The sequence below is a fragment of the Arthrobacter sp. 05L417 genome, assembly GCF_056397865.1.
Window position 1 is genome coordinate 1 of record NZ_JBFTOG010000035.1, and the last position, 16723, is coordinate 16723.

Genomic DNA, 16723 nt, shown 5'->3' on the forward strand with positions numbered 1-16723 from the left:
GCGACAAGTTCTCCGGTTCCGGGGGCGGTGTAAAGGCGCCGGAGCCAGACCTTGAAGGTCCGGTTCGCGGGTTGGCCGGGACCGGCCTGGCCGTGGTTCCCGGTGAGGAGTGTGCGTGCCCAAGCGGCGGGGACGATGCCGTAGCCGGGCAGGCGGGCGGGTTCGCTGTCGCCCTGGAGAAGGGTCCGGTCGGTCATGACGAGCTGGACTTCCACCCGTGAAATACCGCCAGGGGTGCCGGTGGTGCGTTCGACCAGGGCGTCGGCCATGATCTGTCCCCGGGTGCGTGTGTCCCCTGTATTGCGGAGGGTGTCTGCGTGCCGGGTCAGGGCCGCGTGAACGGCCACGCCCTGGGCGACGGGAAGCAGTGCGGTCAGGTAGGTCATGGTGTCAGGCGCGGGCCGCAGGCTCACGTGGCGTTCGGTGGCGGCGTGGCTGGCGCGCTGGGTCACGGAACGGGGGTCCCGCCGGTAAGCCGCGGCCCGGGCCGCCGCGATGATGGCCTTGTCCCCCACCCCGTCGAAGGTTCCGGTGTCGGCGGCCAGTTCCTCGTCCACCGCGCAGCGGTCCTCGGCGGACAGGCAGGCTGTTTCCTTCACGAGCAGGGTCGCCCGCCATTCGGTGAACTGGCCGGTGTCCAGGGCGGCGAGGGTGTGCGGCATTTCGGTCACCAGCGCCTTCGCCAAGCCGAACAGCCGTGATCCGCGGGCCGGGGATTCCCGCCGGGCCAACGCAATTTGAGCTCCGACCCCGCGGCCGTGTTCCTCGGCGGGCACACCTGCCGCCGCGTCGGCGCTGCGCTGGGCGGCATCGAACGCGACGGCGATCCGGGCCTGGGCAGCGGCGGCCGCGGACTTCAAATCCTCCAGGGCACGCAACTGGTTTATCAGTTCGGTGCTGTCGGAGCCGGGCCGGAGTGAGCTCACGGCGCCGAGTATTTCCTCTATTTGGACGCACGGGACAGCAGTATCCGGACCCGCGCCGCCGGACGGCGCGCTCGAGCCGATCAGCTGTGTTCCCCGGTTCCCGGCCATAACCAAAGCATTCCAGGGGGGTCTGACATTAATAGGTCAAAGAACACCTGCCCGCCGAAAAACCCGGAAATCGGCCGAACGTCGGTCCCCTCCCCGCCGAGAAAGCTACCCCGCCACTAGCTCTACCTCGTATCCGTCGGTATTCACCAGATAGGCGGCGTAGTGGTCGGCCCCGCCGGCGTGGGGATATTTGCTCTCGAACATCTCGTACCAGCCTGAGTCCGCGCCGAGCTCCCGGAGCCGGTCCACGTTCTCCCTCGTCCCCGCATGGAAGGCGAGGTGGTTGAGCCCGGGCTCCGTCCGCCGGTGAGTGCTTCCCGTGAGCGCCGTGGACTGTTCGATCACGATGTACGTGCCTCCGAGTTTCCAACTGCAGCCCTCGGGCCACTCCTGGAATTGTTCGTAGCCCAATTCGGTCAGCAGCCAGCCCCACTCTTCCTGCGCCCGCGCGATGTGAGGCACCCAGATCTCTACGTGGTGCAGCGAACCCACTGGAACATCAGCCATGCGCAGAGTCTACTTTTGCCGGGAGTCCGCCGGAATGGCTGGCAACTCCACCACAAATGCCGCGCCACCCTCAGGCGCAGCGCGCACACTGATGCGGCCACCCATCCGCTGCACGATCCTTGCGGCGATGGACAAACCCAGCCCGCTTCCAACAGGCCTTTGTCCGCTGTATCTGGCAAAGAGCGCGCCGCGTTCAAACGCGACGGCAGCATCCGCCTCCGTGAGGCCAGGCCCGCCGTCCCGCACTTCCACAGTGAGCGCGCTGCCGGAAAGGTACGCGGCGAGCACAACGGGAGAGCCTTCAGGTGTCACGCGCAAGGCGTTTTCCAGCAAACCGTCCACCACTTGGCGCAGCCGCTGGCCATCGCTGCTGACCGGCAACGGCCCAAGAGGCAGTTCGAGCCGTCCAACTATGCCGTTCTGGATGCACACCGCCTGCCAGGCCTGCCAACTCTCGCGCAGGATCAGGGATGCGTCCACGGGCTGCAGTTCCACCCGGAAATCATCGGACTCAAGCCGTGCCAATTCCAGGAGATCGCGGACAAAACGGTCCAGACGGTTGGTTTCGACAACGAGCGTCCGTCCGACCCCGCTCACGTCGTCTCCGCTGACCACGCCATCGGCAAGCGCCTCGGCGTAGCCGCGCAGCGCGGTCAGGGGTGTCCGGATTTCATGCGAAATGGAGAGCAGGAACTCGCGTTGGCGGCCCTCGCTGGTCCGGAGCGCTGCATCGAGGGCCTCCAGCGCCTGTGAAACCTCCACCACTTCGGCCGGTCCGCCGGGTGCCACGGTCACGGATCGTTCTCCGGCTGCGAGCCGATGGGCCGAGTATGCCGTGCGCACCAGCGGGCGGCTCAGCCATTGCGCCAACAGGCCGCCGGCCACGATGGCGAACACGAGGCAGACGGCGAGGGCAATCAGCATGCGGCTCAACAGGGGAGCGGCGGCCGCGCGGATTTCGGACACGGGCTGCGCCAGCACCACGCCTCCGCCGGCCGCCAAGGGCCGGGCCTCGAGGACCACAGTGTTCTGCGGACCGTCCACCGTCCTGGATACCGGCTTTCCGGCCAATACATCCGCCACGGTCTTCGCATCCACGAGCCTCGCCCCGCCGCCTGTTACGCGGCCGTCGGTGCTGATTTGCGCGAGCCTCGCGCCGTGCGTGAGCAGATCCGCGCGCAGGTCCTGCAGGCTTCCAAGGCTTGACTGCTTGCTCAAGGAATCGGCCTCGACCGCGAGGTACTTCTTGGCTTCGTCCACCGCCGTGGCGTTGACCAGTTGCGCGGCCAGAAGGCCGGCGAGCACGACGGCGACAGTCGCGACGGCGGCGATCACCGCCGTCGTGCGCCCGGCCAGTGTGCCGAACCAGCGCCTCACGTGGCTCCCCCGGCGCCGGGGCGGGGCCCGGATGTTTGGGGAGCTGAGGCCGAATAGCCGACGCCGCGGCTCGTCGCGATAGGGGAGTGCCCGCCGAGCTTCGCGCGGAGTTGCGCGATGTGCACATCCACGGTCCGTCCGGCGGCATAACTGGCCTGCCCCCACACGGCGGACAGGAGTTGCTCACGGGAAAAGACCCTGCCGGGCTGGGCCATGAGATACGCGAGGAGGTCGAATTCGGTGGCGGTCAGCGTGAGGTCTTCGGCACCTGCGCGTACTGTCCGGTTCAGCGGGTCCAGTTCGACGCTGCCCAGCACCAATGGTCTGGACCGTGGGGTTCCTTCGGTCCGGCGCAGGACCGCCTTCACCCGGGCGACCAGTTCGGAGGGCGAAAACGGCTTGGTGAGATAGTCGTCCGCGCCCAATTCCAGGCCAAGGACGCGGTCCACCTCCTCATCGCGGGCAGTGACGAACAGTACCGGCGTCCAGTCCTCTGCTTGCCGCAGTTGCCTGCAGAGCTCGATCCCGTCCATACCGGGCAGGCCGACGTCGAGAATCACTGCGACCGGTCTGAGCCGCCTGATCTGTGCCAGCGCGGAAATCCCGTCCCGCTCAACGTGCACCCCGAAACCCGCGCGGCCCAGATAGAGGCGCTGGATATCGGCAATTGCCTGCTCATCCTCGGCAATCAGCACCAATCCGCGGCTGTCTTCCATGCGTCCATTCAACAGCAAGGAGGGAGCCCTTGGAGCCTCGTTGTCGGCCGGTGGCGACGGTTTTACATTCCTCGAACATTGGCCGAACAGTCAGCTCATGCGGCCGGACCAGAGTGTGGTGAAGAGCGCTGGCGGATCGACCGCCGGCCGGAACAAAGGACACGGATCATGAACAAGACCACCCCGAGCTCCAGTACCCCCGCTGAGGGCCGCAAGCGCACCAAGGCCCGCACCGCCGTCGTCGGTGTTTTGGCAGCAGGCCTCCTGCTGGGCGGTGGGATGCTTGCCGCAAACGCAGCCACCTCGGCCAATGCACCAAGCACGACGGCGGCAGCCAGCTCCCAGCCCGAGGCGTTGGCCGCGACGGCTTCCGTCGCGGCCAAAACGGCTCTCGGGCGGCATCCGCTCGCGGCCGGCCTGAGGTTCTTCATAAACGGTGACAGCAGCAAGCCCAACTACGGCCAGCGCGCCGCGAAGATCGCCACGTTCATCCTGGACAAGCGCCCGAAGCTGGCCGCAAAGCTTCCAGCCGCGCTGCAGGCGGACCTGAAAGCGCTGAAGGATGCGGCCGACGGCGACCGGGTCGCGAAAGCCACCCACATCCGGGACACCGCACTGAACGGCGGCTACGGCCCGAAGATCCAGGCAGAGGCAAAGCGGATGCAAGAGCAGAAAGCCGACCGCAAGGCGTAAAGGACAAACCCTAGGCCGGGACGGGGTCCCGGTCCGGCTCCGCTGCTACGGGCGTGCCGTCGTCGAACGGCATTTCGTCCAGGTCGATCAACGGGTTGGTGTCCTGGGTTGCCACGAGCTCGTGAGCCTCGGCCTGGGTGTCCACGCTCGGCATGGAGCCCGGGAGCGGTCGTTGCGCGGATTCACGCAGGAAGTAGATCGCGATCGCGCCAACCACGGACGTGCCCATGAGGTAATACGCAGGCATCATGTCGTTGCCGGTGCCCTGGATCAAGGCGGCGACAATGAACGGCGTGGTGCCGCCGAAGATCGCTACGGAGAAGTTGTAGGCGATGCCCATTCCCCCGTAACGGCTCGACGTCGGGAACAGCGCCGGAAGCGCGGAGGCGAGGTTGGCTATATAGAACGTGACCGGGAAGGCGATCAGGGCCAAACCGGCAAGCGTGGACCAAATGTCGCCGATGCCGATCAGCAGGAAGGCCGGGACGGCGAACACGACGGTGCTGACCGCGCCGATCCACAGTACGGGCCGGCGGCCGATCCGGTCGGAGAGCTTGCCCGTCAGCGGGATGCAGACTGACATAACGACCAACACGGGGATGGTCAGGAGCGTGCCGTGAACGGGGTCGTAGCCCTTGGAGTCGGTCAGGTACGTGGGCATGTAGGAAGTCAGCATATAGCCCACCGTGTTGGCGGCTGCGGCAAGGATCATGGCGAGGATGATCTGGCGCCAGTAAGCCTTGACGATGCCGATAGGGCCCTTGGCCACTGCGGCGTCGCCCGCTGCGGCGTCCGCGGCGAGGGCTTCCTGGGCATCTAAGGTGGCCTGGAACTGGGGTGATTCCTCGATCTTGCTACGGAAGTATACGGCGATGACGCCGAGCGGACCCGCGATGAGGAACGGCAAGCGCCAGCCCCAGTCCTCCATGGCCGATTGGCCGATGGTGAGCTGCAGGATGGACACGAGCGCCGCGCCAAGGGCGAAGCCGATGTACGAGCCCATGTCCAGGAAGCTCGCGAAGAAGCCGCGGCGCTTGTCGGGAGCGTATTCGCTCACGAACGTGGTGGCGCCGGCGTACTCGCCGCCCGTCGAGAAGCCCTGGATGAGTTTCAGGATGACGAGCAATGCGGCTGCCCAGATGCCGATTTGTGCGTATCCGGGCAGGAGTCCGACGGCGAAGGTGCTCGCCGCCATCAGCAAGAGTGTTGTGGCGAGCACCTTTTGGCGGCCCACCTTGTCACCCAGCCAGCCGAAGACGACGCCGCCGAGGGGGCGTGCCACGAAGGTCGCGGCGAATGTTCCCAGCAGGAACAGGGTCTGCACGGACTTGTCGGCCTCGGGCAGGAAGACCGGCCCCATCGTGGTGATGAGGTAGCCGAACACGCCGACGTCGTACCATTCCATGGTGTTGCCGACGATCGTGCCGCCGAGTGCTTTTTTCAGCATGGGCTGGTCAACGACGTTGACGTCGGATACCTTGAGTCGACGGCGTGTTGGAAGTTTCAATTTTGAGGCACCGCGTGGTGCGGTCTTGCTCGTTGCAGCGGCGTTCCTAGCGCCTGCTGAAGAGTCGGTGATGCTTCGGTCTGTGGGCATTTGGGTTTCTCCTAGGGAGATCATTTGCTTGCGACATACAGCTGCTCCGCTCTGGGCAGGGTTTCGATTTTACGCGAGATTCGTCGAAACTGAGAGTCGGAGTCTGAATTCCGGGGCCATTCCGGCCCATTTTCGGCGCAAATGTCTGACATCCATGCGCCCCCTAAAGCCCCGGAATCACGCGGATTTTGGCGTGCTCCAGGACTGCGGAACCAAAATTTTTGGTCAGGGTCCTCGAAACGCACAGTTTGCTGATCATTTTTGGTGGGTTTACCGTAGTTTTCCGAGCACCACCGTGGCATCGAATTCTTTGGAATGGACCACCCGCGCGGACAGCCCCGCGTGCCCGAACAGGGCCGCCGTCGTCGGGGCCTGCCGGACGCTCGTTTCGATAAGCAGCCGACCCCCGGGAGCCAGCCATGACGGAGCCTCCTCTGCGATCCTGCGCTGCACGTCCAAACCGTCCGCGCCGCCGTCGAGCGCCACCCGCGGTTCATGCAATCGGGCCTCCGGCGGCATCATCCCGATCGAGTCAGTAGGGACGTAGGGGGCGTTGGCCACCAGGACGTCGACCCGGCCGCGAAGAGTCTCCGGCAGTGCCGAATAGAGATCGCCTTCATGCACCTGTCCGCTGTCCGGCCCGATGTTGCGGCGGGCGCAGCGGACCGCAGCGGGGTCGACGTCGGCCACATGAAGCTCGATGCCGCCCACCGCGGCAGCCAAAGCGGCGCCCACGGCACCCGAACCGCAGCAAAGATCGACGATGACGGCGCCCGGCCTGGCGGCGCGGGCCGCCTCCTGGACGAGGTACTCCGTGCGGCGGCGGGGGACGAAGACTCCGGGATCCACCGCAATGTGTTGGCCGCAGAACTCGGCCCAGCCCAGGAGGTATTCAAGGGGTAATCCCGAGACGCGTTGTTCGACCAAGCGGTCAAGGTCCTCCGGAGCGCGCGCCGCGGCGATCAGGAGGCGGGCCTCGTCTTCGGCGAAGACGCAACCGGCAGAACGGAGCCGTGCTGTGACGGCGGAATGGGAAGGCTGGAACGTGGGTGCTGACATGGGAGAGCCTTTCGGGACACCGAGGGGTGCTCTCCGGGCCATGCTAGCCGAGAGCGTAGGTGGGGGCCATGCGTGAAACGGCTTCGACAAAAGCCGGGGTTCACAAACACGGCCAGGAGTGTCTAGGGTGGGTGCATGGGAACACTGATTTTTGAATAGACCAGCGGGTCCTGGTTCGTCGCAGCTGCCGTCAAGGCACTGCCGACCCTTGCCGATGCCGCTGAGTTTTGATCCGACAAAAATCCATGCCTGTTGAGGCTTCGCCTCCGCGCCGTTCCTGTTGCTTTCACTAGACCCAGGGTCTCGCAGCGGACATCGCGTCCCGATACCTCCTCAGGCAAATCAAGAGCTTTAAGGAGTCCACTGCATGACACCGAACACACCCGAAACCGACGCCGGGCAGGAACCAGTAGCGCAGGAAACCGACGCCCCGGCTGCCGGTGTCCGATCGAAACTGACTGACGCGCAGAAGGAGATGCTAGCCAGCAAATCCCGTGGCGGGGCAGCTAACAGCTGGCAAAGCACCGGAAAAGGACACAAGCCCACTCAAGCGAGTGGCAAGCTGGCCAAGTCCGAGAAGAAAGTCCGCTGGTAGAACCTGCAGACAAGCGGACAGCTCCCACCTAGTATGGAAAATCCCTTCGTTTCAATGCAGAAAGGAAGAACAATGGCTGCGAAGCATGTTGAGCAACAAATCAACTCGGAGGTGGCCAGCCATCTGGTCGAGTCCATGGACAAGGCGCCCATGCCGGCCCCGGCAACTGTGGCCATGGCACTGGGTTCGACGCAAGGACAGGCTTGGCCAGACGGTAGCGGCAAGACCAGGCACCCCAAGGATCGCGGCGCCAGCCACGGCCGCGTGGGCCAACAGGCAGCGGTCACCGCGGTTCACCGCACCAGCCGACCCCAGATGCCACACTCCTCTTAGGAACACCGTCGACACGGAAAATGCCCTGCGAGACCGGAATTCCGGTGGCGCAGGGCATTTTCCGTTTCGCTGGATTGGTCGGGGAGCTAGGCGCGCTCGACGTCGTCGGGGGACTTGTCGGGGCGCCATCCTCGCCAGACGGGATGGCGCATCCGCTCGGTGCCGGTCCAATCGCCGAACGTCACCTCTCCCACGAGTTCGGGCGAAACCCAGTGCGCGGTGGCGGCGTCCTCGGCCGGGATGTCATGGAAAGGTGAGTCCGGGCGATCGAGCCCCTGCATGCGCTTCAGGATGTCTCGCAGTTGCCAGTCCTTGAACCCGGTGCCTACCCGTCCCGCGTAGCGTAGCTTGTCGCCGTCGGGAATTCCCACGAGCAACGCGCCAATGGTCCCCGCCCTCGCCCCGGCGCCGGGCCGCCAGCCACCCACCACCACTTCCTGTGTGCGTTCCAACTTGAGCTTGATCCAGGACCTGCTGCGCCGCCCCGGCTGGTACCGGCTATCCGCGCGCTTGGCCATGACCCCCTCCAGGCCAAGCTCCTCGGCGCTCGCCAGGATGTCGTCGAGGTCATGCTCAAGAACCTCCGATACATGGATAGGGGAGCCCTTGGCCGGGAGCTTGGCACGGAACGCCGCCAAGCGGTTCCGGCGCTCGCTGAGCGGCAGGGAGGTGAGGTCGGCGCCGCCTTTTTCGGTACTGCCTTTTTCGGCGTTGCCGTGGGACCCGGCGTCGTACAGGAGATCGAACACCATGAGGTGCACGGGGACCGCGGCCCGGGCGCGTTCGACGTCGCCGGGTTTGAAGAGGTTCATCCGCTTTTGGAGCAACTCGAAGCTGGGCCGGCCGTTCTTGCTGAGTGCGACGATTTCCCCGTCTGCCACGAAGTCGTGATCCGGCCAATAGCGCGGATCCGCCAGTTCTGGATACGTAGGTGTCATGTCGATCCCCGAGCGGCTGGTCAACCTGATCTTGCCGCCCGAACCTGAAACGATGGCCCGGAAACCGTCCCATTTGAGCTCAAACAGCCAGTCGCCGGAGGAGACGTCGGCGGTTGTTCCGGATGTTGCGAGCATGGGTGCGTAGCTGGGGGTCCCGATTGATTGCGGCCGGGAGTCTGGCAACAGCACCGCCCGGTGGCCCGGTTTGTCCTTCATCAGGTGGATCAGCCACTGCGACGGCGACTCCCCGGTGTGGATGAGAGCGAAACGGCGGGTGCCGTGCAATCCGCCGCCGGGTTTGCCGGTGAGGGTGGCGATGACTTCCTTGCCGTCGCGCCATTTTTCGCACTCGAACTCGCCGCTGTCCCAGATGCTGACCGTCCCGGCACCGTACTCGCCCTTCGGAATGATGCCCGCGAATTGCGCATACTCCATGGGGTGGTCCTCCGTCCGCACCGCGAGGTGGTTCTTGTCCGGGGTGTCCGGCACGCCGCGCGGCAAGGCCCAGGACGCCAGGACACCGTTGTGTTCCAGCCGGAAATCCAGGTGGAAACGTCGGGCGTGATGCTCTTGGATGACGAAGATTCCGCCGGGCGGATTGGGTTCCGCGTCGGCCTGGAGGGGACGCGAACCGGGTTGGTGTCCGACGGCGGGAAACGGTTCGGGCGTCCGCTGCGGATCGCGCTTGTCCACGTAGCTGGCCAGCCGCGGGTTCACGGCGGTGGCCGCGACGGCGGTGCTTGCGACTGCGGCGGTGCTGACGCCGGCCGCACCGGGTGAGCCGCCGTCGTCGTCGTTCTTGGCTGCCGCCACCGCGGCGAACGGGTCCTTTCCCTCCTTGACGCGCTTCATGACGGCTGTGAAGTCGAGATGCTCGAGCTTGGGGGAGGCGAGTTCCCGCCACGTCCTCGGGGCGGCGACCATGGGGTGGGCCCGACCGCGGAGGGAGTACGGGACGATGGTGGTCTTGTTCCCGCTGTTCTGGCTCCAGTCCACCAGGACTTTGCCGTTGCGCAGGGTCTTTTTCATGTCGCTGACCACAAGGTCCGGATGGTCGGCCTCGAGCGAGCGCGCCAATTCGTGGGCGAACGCGGAGACCTGCTCCCATTTGCGGGTGCCATCCAGGCCGGCGTAAAGATGGATCCCCTTGCTGCCGCTCGTCACCGGAACCGGATCAAGTCCGATGTCCTGCAGGATGCTGCGAGCCAACTTGGCGACTTCGGCGCATTCGGGAAGGCCTGTGCCGGGACCCGGATCGAGGTCCAGGACAAGGCGGTCCGGCGGCAACATGGTCCCGTCGGCGTCCACTTGCCATTGCGGCACGTGGATTTCCAACGCGGCAATCTGGGCCAGCCAGGTGAGCGTGGCAAGGTTGTTGACGAGCGGATAAACGTTGCTGTGTTCCCTATGCTGGATGGTGACCCTGGGAACCCATGGCGGCGTGGAGTCGTCCAGATTCTTCTGGAAGAACATCGGCCCGGGATCCGAGGTGGTCCCTACTCCGTGCACCCAGCGCTTCCGGGTGGCGGGCCGGTTCGCGGCAGCGGGGATCAGGAACGGGGCCACGGCGGCGTAATATTCGAGCACTTCGGCCTTGGTGGTGCCAGTCTCCGGGTAGATGATTTTGCCCAGGTTGGTGAGCGTCAGTTCATGGCCTTCAACGTTGACGCGCTCCTTTTGGCTGGTTGCCACCTCTTCACCTCCGCCTTCTTGTGATGTTCACTTAGTGCATGAGGGCCATATGGAAGGGTTCTATCGCGTTCGGGCTGGTCAACGTACCTGTCAAGCTCTACAGCGCCACCGAGGACCACGATGTCAGTCTCCACCAGGTCCACAACAAGGACGGAGGCCGCATCCGTTACCAACGGAAGTGCGAAATCTGCGCCTCTGTTGTGGATTACGAGGATATCGACAAGGCCTACGAAGAGGAAGGCCGCACCGTGGTGCTCTCCGCGGCCGATTTGAAGTCGCTGCCCGCGGAGAACAGCCGCGAAATCGAGGTAGTGGAGTTCGTTCCGGCCGAGCAACTGGATCCCATCATGTACGAGCGGCCCTACTACCTCGAGCCGGATTCCAAGTCGCCCAAGGCCTACATGCTGCTTCTGCGCACGCTGCAGGACACCGAGCGCGTCGCGATTGTGCAGTACGCCCTTCGGCAGAAGACGAGGCTGGGCGCGCTGCGGGTACGCGGCGACGTGCTGATGCTGCAATCCCTGCTCTGGGACGACGAGGTCCGCGAAGCCGACTTCCCGTCGCTGGAAACGGACGTGAAGATCTCGGACAAGGAACTGGAGATGTCCGCCGCACTGGTGGACTCCATGGCGCGCGACTTCGAGCCCGAGCAATACACCGACAACTACCAAGTTCAATTACGCCAACTCATCGCTGCCAAACTCGAAAAGGGCGATTCCATCGACACCGAGGAGACGTTCGGTGTCGCAGCCAGCGAAGGGGAAGGCGCCGAGGTCATCGACCTCATGGAAGCCCTCAAACGGAGTCTCGATAAGAAGCGCGGCAAAGCGGCCAGCGGATCGTCTGCTGCGTCGTCCACCGAAGAGTCCGACGACGGCGCCACCACAAAGGCGGCGAGCAAGCCCAGGGCGAGGGTCAAGAAAGCCTGACGCGCCGCCGTCGTGCGCCCCGCGAAAAGGGGACATGTCCCCTTGGATGGCCTAGTGGTTTCGCAACGCCGAGATCAGCTCGGCTTTCTTCTTGCCTGAATACCCTGTGAGCCCCAGCTCTTTGGCCCGGGACCTCAGTTGGGGCACGGTCCAGTCCTCGTAGTCGCCCGACTTGCCTCCTCGGTGGCCGATTTCCTTGCGGCCCTCCTTGGCTGCGGCATTCGAGATTCTGGCCGCCTTTTCCTTCGAGGCGCCATCCTCCCGGAGGGTTTCGTAGGGTTCCGGATCCTTGAGGCTGGGATTCTTCTTGTTGGGCATGCGTTCCTCCTACGGTCAAGATCCTCGCTAGGACGGAAGCTCCATCCGGAACCCGCAGCGGCACTGCAACACCTTTGTCGCGAGGTACACGTCGAGAAGGTCGACAGCGGGGTCCTCAGTGGACATCGGAGCATACACGCTGTGGAATCCGGTTCCTGAAATCTTCATGGGTTCGCCGCAATGGATGTATTCCCCGCCGAATTGAAGCACGCCTGATACCGTGCCTCGCTGGTTCAGGATGGCCGCGACGTCCTGGAATGTCGCGGCATGGGCATAGAACCTATCGCATTCCACGCAGGTGTAAGTGACATCCACGAGCTCTGCCACCGGCGGTTTGAGGGGCTCGATGGAGTCGAGGATCACGTACTCGGCAGTGCGGCAATTGCCACACCAGATTCGTTCCGCTCTGGGGTGGGGCGCGCCATTGGGAACAATCGGGTCAGAGATAGTCGGCATCGACTTAACTCCTTGAACCGGGAAGTGCGGCTCCCGCGCGAGGCGGAAGCCGCACTTCGAGCGGATTTAGTCCTTCTTGAAAGCGTCCTTGACCTTTTCGCCGGCCGATTTCAGGTCGCTCTTGCTTTGATCCATCTTGCCTTCGGCTTCGAGCTTCTCGTTACCCGTCAGCTTTCCAGCCGCTTCCTTGGATTTGCCTGCAAGCTTTTCTCCGGCGTTCTGGATCTTGTCATCTGCACCCATGGACGTACTCCTTTGCTGGTAATGGATTTACTTCATTCCGCCGAGCGGTGTTGGGCCCGGCCGATGGGGCCAGGCGTCCTACGCGCTGTTGTCGGTCAAACGCCGTGTGACCTTCGGCCGGACATGAAGCTGAGGAGCCAGCCGATGGCCGCGACGATCAGGAGGACCACGCCGACCCAGAGGAGCCAGCTCACGGCCTGCGAGAATCCGCCGACGAGCAGAAGAACGATTGCCACAACGCCTGCAATGATCAGAAGAGTGTTCACAATGACACATTCCTTACTTCAGCGGGACCGCCGGCAAGCGCCCGGGTCCCTTGCGATGTATTCGGTTATTGGTTCGCTTGCGAACCGTTGTTCCCCGCCAGGCCCCCAGGCCCCTGCAAGGTCTTGCTGTAGCGATACCGCCCCGGATTTTCGGGGTTTTCATCCGGTACGAACCGGTACCGACTTCCTCCATGGTACTACTAAGCACCCTTATCAAATCAAGTACTAAGTACGCTTACAAATATTTTTGGGTTTAGTCGTAGGCTAAACGGAAGGTCGGGCGCCGGTTTCCGGCGCCCGCTTCGGATGGTCGTCTAGGAGGAGAAAACGTGAAAGCATCGCAAACTCTGGCAGATAATCTTCAGCTGGTCCTGACGGATCTCATTGAACTCCAGCTCCAGGGAAAACAGGCCCATTGGAACATTGTCGGCCCCAATTTCCGGGACTTGCACCTGCAGCTTGACGAACTCGTCGCAGCCGCCCGGGAGTTCGCCGACGAAACCGCCGAACGGATGCGGGCGCTCCATGCCCTTCCCGATGGCCGGAGCACCACCATCGCCGCCTCAACCAGGCTGGAGCAATTCCCTGCGGGGCTGACCAAAACCAAGGACGCCGTGAAGCTGATCACCGACCGCCTGGAGCGGACGGTCCAGACCATGCGTGATGTCCATGACGAAGTAGACAAAGAAGACCCCACGACGGCGGATCTCCTCCACGCGTTTATTGCCCGTTTGGAGCAGCTCGCCTGGATGGTCAGCGCAGAGACCATGTCAGCCAGTGCGTCCGTGGCAGACCCGCAGGAAGCCTAGAAACCCGGGAACGTAGGCGAACGGCGCCACGGGTATGCCACGGCTCGGCCGCAGCAAACCCGGCACCCCGGGCATTTCCCGACGAAAGTCCGGCCGCGGATTCAGTTACCACCGCCCGGACGGATCGCTTGTCTCGGGTGCGGAGCGCAAGCGCCTTGACGCGCTGGCGATTCCCCCGGCCTGGGCCGACGTCTGGATATGTCCGTTCGAGAACGGACATATCCAGGCAATGGGAGTGGACGACGCCGGCCGGAGCCAATACATCTACCACCCGGAGTGGCGGGCCCGCCAGGATACTGAAAAGTTCGCCCGGGCCGCGCGCCTCGGAACCCTCCTGCCACAGGTGCGCCGTATGGTCTCCCGGCATCTGCGGGAGTCATCTTCGGAGAAGACCAAAACTTTGGCCGCGGCCGTGCGGCTCATGGACCTCGGCGCCTTGCGTGTTGGATCCGATGGCTACACGCGACGCAACGGCTCATACGGCCTCACCACGCTGAGGTGCAAGCACGTGAAGGTCAACGGGGATGCGGTTTCCCTGCATTTCCCGGGGAAAAGCGGTCAAACCTGGGATTCCATCATCGAGGACCCTGTGCTGGCCCGATTCCTGGGACCCTTGGCAGGTAGGCCCGGCAAGGAACCCCTGCTGGTCTTCCAGGAGGGTGACGGCCGGGTCTCGCTGAATGCCGTGATGGTCAACGAGTACCTTCGTGACATCACAGGCGGCGACTACACAGCCAAGGACTTACGCACCTGGAAAGGCACTGCGGCGGCCGGTATGGCGCTCGCTGGCCCCGCTTCGAAAGTGCCGGCCCGCCAGCGAGTCCTCGAGGCCATCAAGCAAACCGCCGAACTACTTGGCAACACGCCAACAGTGGCGAGGGCAGCGTACGTCGATCCGCGCCTCGTGGAGGGATTCCTGGCCGGCGATCTCGAACAGCTCAGGGCCAGCGAGTCGGATGTTGCGGCCTATCTGGCGTCATTACCCTGAATAATTTGCCCTGAAAAACAATTTGCCCTTAAAAACAAAAGAGCATGCTCCCCGCTGTCTGCGAGGGATGGACATAGTAGGAATTTGTCCATCCCTCAGTGCCAAGGGAGAGCATGCTCAGTGGGGTTACTCGGCGTCGTGGTCCGTTTCGAGGATCTTCACGAGGCGGTCCAGGGCCTCGTCGGCCCCGGCGCCCTCGGCGCGCAGTACAACGACGTCGCCGAATGAAGCTCCGAGGCTCATGAGGGACAAGATGCTGGCGGCGTCCATGGCGTCGTCGGCGGGCTCGCCTTCGCGGGCGATGGTGACCTCGATGTCCAACTCGCCGGCGGCTTCGGCGAAGATGGCTGCCGGGCGTGCGTGCAGGCCGACGCGGCTGGCGATGGTGGCGGTACGTTCGGACATTGTTGCTCCTTCGATTGTGGGCTTGGGGAAAGTCTAGAGACCCAACTCGTCCAGGATAGGCAGCTGGGCGCGAACGGCTTGGCGCGCGGCGGATGCACTCGGGGCGGCCAGAGCCGCCGTCGCGAGCTGCTGGGCTTGTGCCACGGTGACGGTTGCCAGAACAGCGGATACGGCAGCCAGGGCGCGTGCACTCATGGAAAGCGTCGCGACGCCCAGTCCAACGAGTACGACGGCGAGGGCGGGGTCCGCGGCTGCCTCGCCGCACACTCCCACGGGTCGGGGGTTGCCGCCCGAGCTGGCGGCAGCAGCGCCGTCGGCGGTCAGCTTCACGAGCTGAAGCACGGCCGGCTGCCAGGGGTCGTTGAGAGTGGCGAGAGGGCCGAGTTGGCGGTCCGCGGCCATCGCGTATTGGGTGAGGTCGTTGGTCCCGAGCGAGGCGAAGCTGACTTCGCGCAGCACGGAGGCTGCGGTCAAGGCAGCCGACGGGACTTCAACCATGACACCCGGGGTCTTCAAACCAGCGGCGGAGCAGAGGGCTGCGAAATGCGCTGCTTCCTCGGCCGTGGAGATCATGGGAGCCATGACCCACACTTCGGCCTGGTTGGCAGCCTCTGCCGCGGCGATCGCCGCCAGCTGGCGTTCGAGGACGCCCGGGGAGGTCAGGTCGGTGCGGTAGCCGCGGACGCCCAGCGCAGGGTTGGGCTCGTCCGCGTTGGTGAGGAAAGGGAGGGGCTTGTCCGCGCCGGCGTCGAGGGTTCGGACCACCACCTTCTTGCCCGGAAATGCCGCGAAGACGGCGCCGTAGGCGGCGATCTGCTCCTCGACGGTGGGTTCGTCGTCGCGATCCAGGAAACAGAATTCGGTGCGCAGCAAACCGACGCCCTCGGCACCGGCGTCGGCGGCCTTGACGGCGTCGGCACCCGTACCTACGTTGGCGAGCAGCGGAACCCGGAACCCGTCGGCCATGACGTTGCTCCCGCTGAAGGCGGCGACGGTGGACGCCTGGGTGGCCCAAGCCTTGGCCGCAAGGCGAAGTTCCTCGCCGGGGTCAACCATGATGGTGCCGGCAGCACCGTCGAGGTAGACCTCGGTGCCGTCCCCGATCTCGTCGACACCAGGGGCGGCGACGATCGCGGGCAGGCCGAGGGCGCGGGCCAGGATGGCGGTGTGGGACTGCGGGCCGCCGCTCGAGGTGATCAGGGCGATCACCTTGGCGGGGTCCAGGGTGGCGGTGTCTGCCGGGGCGAGGTCCTCGGCGGCCAGGATGAACGGAACGTCCGACGCCGGGATTCCCGGCGCGGGCAGTCCGCGCAGTTCAGAGACGATGCGGGCGCGGACGTCCAGGACATCGGCCACGCGCTCTGCCATGTAGCCGCCGAGGGCCTTCAACGAATCGGCAACCGTGGCTGCTGCCTCCCAGATGGCCCGCTCGGCGGTGCGTGCGCCGCCCGGGGCCTCGGGGGAGAGGAGCCTGATGGCCGATTTCACCAGCATGGGATCGGCGGCCATCAGGGCTGTTGCTTCCAGGACCTCTTTGCCTTCGCCGGACGCCGTCGCGGCTCGGGCACGGAGTTCCGCCTGCACGGCCTTGGCGGCATCCTTGATGCGCTGGCCCTGCGATTCGGCGGTAACGTCCGCAGGAATATTGACGTTCTCACGGGGCTCTTGCACCGGCTTCGGCATCTGCCGCACCGGCCCCAGAACACGCCCCGGGGCAACGCCTACACCTGAAAAGGTCTGCATGGATTAGTCCTCTACTTCGCTTATT

General features: G+C 64.7%; 19 protein-coding genes. 6 read left to right on the top strand and 13 right to left on the bottom strand.

The annotated features are described in order from the left end of the window. The 4 genes from AC1DJW_RS20315 to AC1DJW_RS20330 form a co-directional block, all read right to left on the bottom strand. Nucleotides 1-1034 (bottom strand): DUF222 domain-containing protein (locus AC1DJW_RS20315; protein WP_476902333.1); only part of this gene is annotated, 1034 nt, incomplete at its 3' end. A gap of 105 nt (nt 1035-1139) precedes the next feature. Continuing rightward, entirely contained in the window at nt 1140-1541 is a 402-nt protein-coding gene (locus tag AC1DJW_RS20320; protein WP_390282621.1) for a VOC family protein, read from the bottom strand. 9 nt (nt 1542-1550) lie between these two features. Then, nucleotides 1551-2918: a sensor histidine kinase gene (locus AC1DJW_RS20325; protein WP_476902334.1), complete on the bottom strand. Its 1368-nt coding sequence runs from the start codon at nt 2916-2918 to the stop codon at nt 1551-1553. After that, on the bottom strand, nt 2915-3634 hold the full coding sequence (locus AC1DJW_RS20330) for a response regulator transcription factor (protein ID WP_284754426.1): 720 nt from the start codon (nt 3632-3634) through the stop codon (nt 2915-2917). Before AC1DJW_RS20330 ends, AC1DJW_RS20325 begins: the two co-directional genes overlap by 4 nt. 168 nt (nt 3635-3802) lie before the next feature. Between AC1DJW_RS20330 and AC1DJW_RS20335 the strand changes: the two genes are divergently transcribed. After that, nucleotides 3803-4327, top strand: a complete 525-nt coding sequence (locus AC1DJW_RS20335; protein WP_476902335.1) for a hypothetical protein — start codon at nt 3803-3805, stop codon at nt 4325-4327. A gap of 10 nt (nt 4328-4337) precedes the next feature. Here AC1DJW_RS20335 and AC1DJW_RS20340 read toward each other — a convergent pair whose 3' ends face one another. Next, entirely contained in the window at nt 4338-5924 is a 1587-nt protein-coding gene (locus tag AC1DJW_RS20340) for an MFS transporter (protein ID WP_476902336.1), read from the bottom strand. Between the two features lie 270 nt (nt 5925-6194). Then, on the bottom strand, nt 6195-6983 hold the full coding sequence (locus AC1DJW_RS20345; protein WP_476902337.1) for a putative protein N(5)-glutamine methyltransferase: 789 nt from the start codon (nt 6981-6983) through the stop codon (nt 6195-6197). Between the two features lie 367 nt (nt 6984-7350). Between AC1DJW_RS20345 and AC1DJW_RS20350 the strand changes: the two genes are divergently transcribed. Together AC1DJW_RS20350 and AC1DJW_RS20355 are read left to right on the top strand one after the other, a co-directional pair. Beyond that, nucleotides 7351-7578 carry a hypothetical protein gene (locus tag AC1DJW_RS20350; RefSeq protein ID WP_284754430.1) on the top strand — a complete coding sequence of 76 codons (228 nt, stop codon included), beginning with the start codon at nt 7351-7353 and terminating at the stop codon, nt 7576-7578. 72 nt (nt 7579-7650) lie between these two features. Continuing rightward, nucleotides 7651-7911: a hypothetical protein gene (locus AC1DJW_RS20355; RefSeq protein WP_390282629.1), complete on the top strand. Its 261-nt coding sequence runs from the start codon at nt 7651-7653 to the stop codon at nt 7909-7911. A gap of 86 nt (nt 7912-7997) precedes the next feature. Here AC1DJW_RS20355 and AC1DJW_RS20360 read toward each other — a convergent pair whose 3' ends face one another. Continuing rightward, a complete protein-coding gene (locus AC1DJW_RS20360) occupies nt 7998-10541 on the bottom strand; it encodes an ATP-dependent DNA ligase (RefSeq protein WP_476902338.1) in 2544 nt (847 codons plus the stop codon). A gap of 38 nt (nt 10542-10579) precedes the next feature. Between AC1DJW_RS20360 and ku the strand changes: the two genes are divergently transcribed. Continuing rightward, nucleotides 10580-11470 (top strand): non-homologous end joining protein Ku, encoded by an 891-nt coding sequence (ku, locus tag AC1DJW_RS20365; protein WP_476902339.1) that lies wholly within the window; start codon nt 10580-10582, stop codon nt 11468-11470. Nucleotides 11471-11521: 51 nt separating this feature from the next. On the opposite strand, the gene AC1DJW_RS20370 is transcribed toward ku, so the two are convergent. From AC1DJW_RS20370 to AC1DJW_RS20385, 4 genes are all read right to left on the bottom strand, one after another. Next, on the bottom strand, nt 11522-11788 hold the full coding sequence (locus AC1DJW_RS20370) for a DUF7218 family protein (RefSeq protein WP_476902340.1): 267 nt from the start codon (nt 11786-11788) through the stop codon (nt 11522-11524). 27 nt (nt 11789-11815) lie between these two features. Then, the gene (locus AC1DJW_RS20375) at nt 11816-12244 is read right to left on the bottom strand and encodes a hypothetical protein (protein ID WP_459340904.1); all 429 of its coding nucleotides are present in this window, start codon (nt 12242-12244) and stop codon (nt 11816-11818) included. A 66-nt stretch (nt 12245-12310) separates the two neighbouring features. Then, nucleotides 12311-12487, bottom strand: a complete 177-nt coding sequence (locus AC1DJW_RS20380) for a CsbD family protein (RefSeq protein ID WP_234754057.1) — start codon at nt 12485-12487, stop codon at nt 12311-12313. Between the two features lie 95 nt (nt 12488-12582). Next, nucleotides 12583-12753 (bottom strand): DUF2207 domain-containing protein, encoded by a 171-nt coding sequence (locus AC1DJW_RS20385; RefSeq protein ID WP_139359614.1) that lies wholly within the window; start codon nt 12751-12753, stop codon nt 12583-12585. 329 nt (nt 12754-13082) lie between these two features. Between AC1DJW_RS20385 and AC1DJW_RS20390 the strand changes: the two genes are divergently transcribed. Both AC1DJW_RS20390 and AC1DJW_RS20395 read left to right on the top strand, forming a co-directional pair. Beyond that, on the top strand, nt 13083-13562 hold the full coding sequence (locus AC1DJW_RS20390; protein WP_284754436.1) for a Dps family protein: 480 nt from the start codon (nt 13083-13085) through the stop codon (nt 13560-13562). A 34-nt stretch (nt 13563-13596) separates the two neighbouring features. Continuing rightward, a complete protein-coding gene (locus AC1DJW_RS20395; RefSeq protein WP_476902341.1) occupies nt 13597-14550 on the top strand; it encodes a DNA topoisomerase IB in 954 nt (317 codons plus the stop codon). Between the two features lie 126 nt (nt 14551-14676). Here AC1DJW_RS20395 and AC1DJW_RS20400 read toward each other — a convergent pair whose 3' ends face one another. Further along, on the bottom strand, nt 14677-14955 hold the full coding sequence (locus AC1DJW_RS20400; protein WP_059388405.1) for an HPr family phosphocarrier protein: 279 nt from the start codon (nt 14953-14955) through the stop codon (nt 14677-14679). A gap of 33 nt (nt 14956-14988) precedes the next feature. Then, a complete protein-coding gene (gene ptsP, locus AC1DJW_RS20405; RefSeq protein ID WP_476902342.1) occupies nt 14989-16698 on the bottom strand; it encodes a phosphoenolpyruvate--protein phosphotransferase in 1710 nt (569 codons plus the stop codon). Nucleotides 16699-16723 lie beyond the last annotated feature (25 nt).

What these genes read in the sequence shown, in the direction of transcription:
- AC1DJW_RS20320 (WP_390282621.1), bottom strand. Translation starts at nt 1,541, where the DNA reads ATGGCTGATGTTCCAGTGGGTTCGCTGCACCACGTAGAGATCTGGGTG.
- AC1DJW_RS20330 (WP_284754426.1), bottom strand. Translation starts at nt 3,634, where the DNA reads ATGGAAGACAGCCGCGGATTGGTGCTGATTGCCGAGGATGAGCAGGCA.
- AC1DJW_RS20335 (WP_476902335.1), top strand. Translation starts at nt 3,803, where the DNA reads ATGAACAAGACCACCCCGAGCTCCAGTACCCCCGCTGAGGGCCGCAAG.
- AC1DJW_RS20340 (WP_476902336.1), bottom strand. Translation starts at nt 5,924, where the DNA reads ATGCCCACAGACCGAAGCATCACCGACTCTTCAGCAGGCGCTAGGAAC.
- AC1DJW_RS20345 (WP_476902337.1), bottom strand. Translation starts at nt 6,983, where the DNA reads ATGTCAGCACCCACGTTCCAGCCTTCCCATTCCGCCGTCACAGCACGG.
- AC1DJW_RS20350 (WP_284754430.1), top strand. Translation starts at nt 7,351, where the DNA reads ATGACACCGAACACACCCGAAACCGACGCCGGGCAGGAACCAGTAGCG.
- AC1DJW_RS20355 (WP_390282629.1), top strand. Translation starts at nt 7,651, where the DNA reads ATGGCTGCGAAGCATGTTGAGCAACAAATCAACTCGGAGGTGGCCAGC.
- ku (WP_476902339.1), top strand. Translation starts at nt 10,580, where the DNA reads ATGAGGGCCATATGGAAGGGTTCTATCGCGTTCGGGCTGGTCAACGTA.
- AC1DJW_RS20370 (WP_476902340.1), bottom strand. Translation starts at nt 11,788, where the DNA reads ATGCCCAACAAGAAGAATCCCAGCCTCAAGGATCCGGAACCCTACGAA.
- AC1DJW_RS20375 (WP_459340904.1), bottom strand. Translation starts at nt 12,244, where the DNA reads ATGCCGACTATCTCTGACCCGATTGTTCCCAATGGCGCGCCCCACCCC.
- AC1DJW_RS20380 (WP_234754057.1), bottom strand. Translation starts at nt 12,487, where the DNA reads ATGGGTGCAGATGACAAGATCCAGAACGCCGGAGAAAAGCTTGCAGGC.
- AC1DJW_RS20395 (WP_476902341.1), top strand. Translation starts at nt 13,597, where the DNA reads ATGCCACGGCTCGGCCGCAGCAAACCCGGCACCCCGGGCATTTCCCGA.
- AC1DJW_RS20400 (WP_059388405.1), bottom strand. Translation starts at nt 14,955, where the DNA reads ATGTCCGAACGTACCGCCACCATCGCCAGCCGCGTCGGCCTGCACGCA.
- ptsP (WP_476902342.1), bottom strand. Translation starts at nt 16,698, where the DNA reads ATGCAGACCTTTTCAGGTGTAGGCGTTGCCCCGGGGCGTGTTCTGGGG.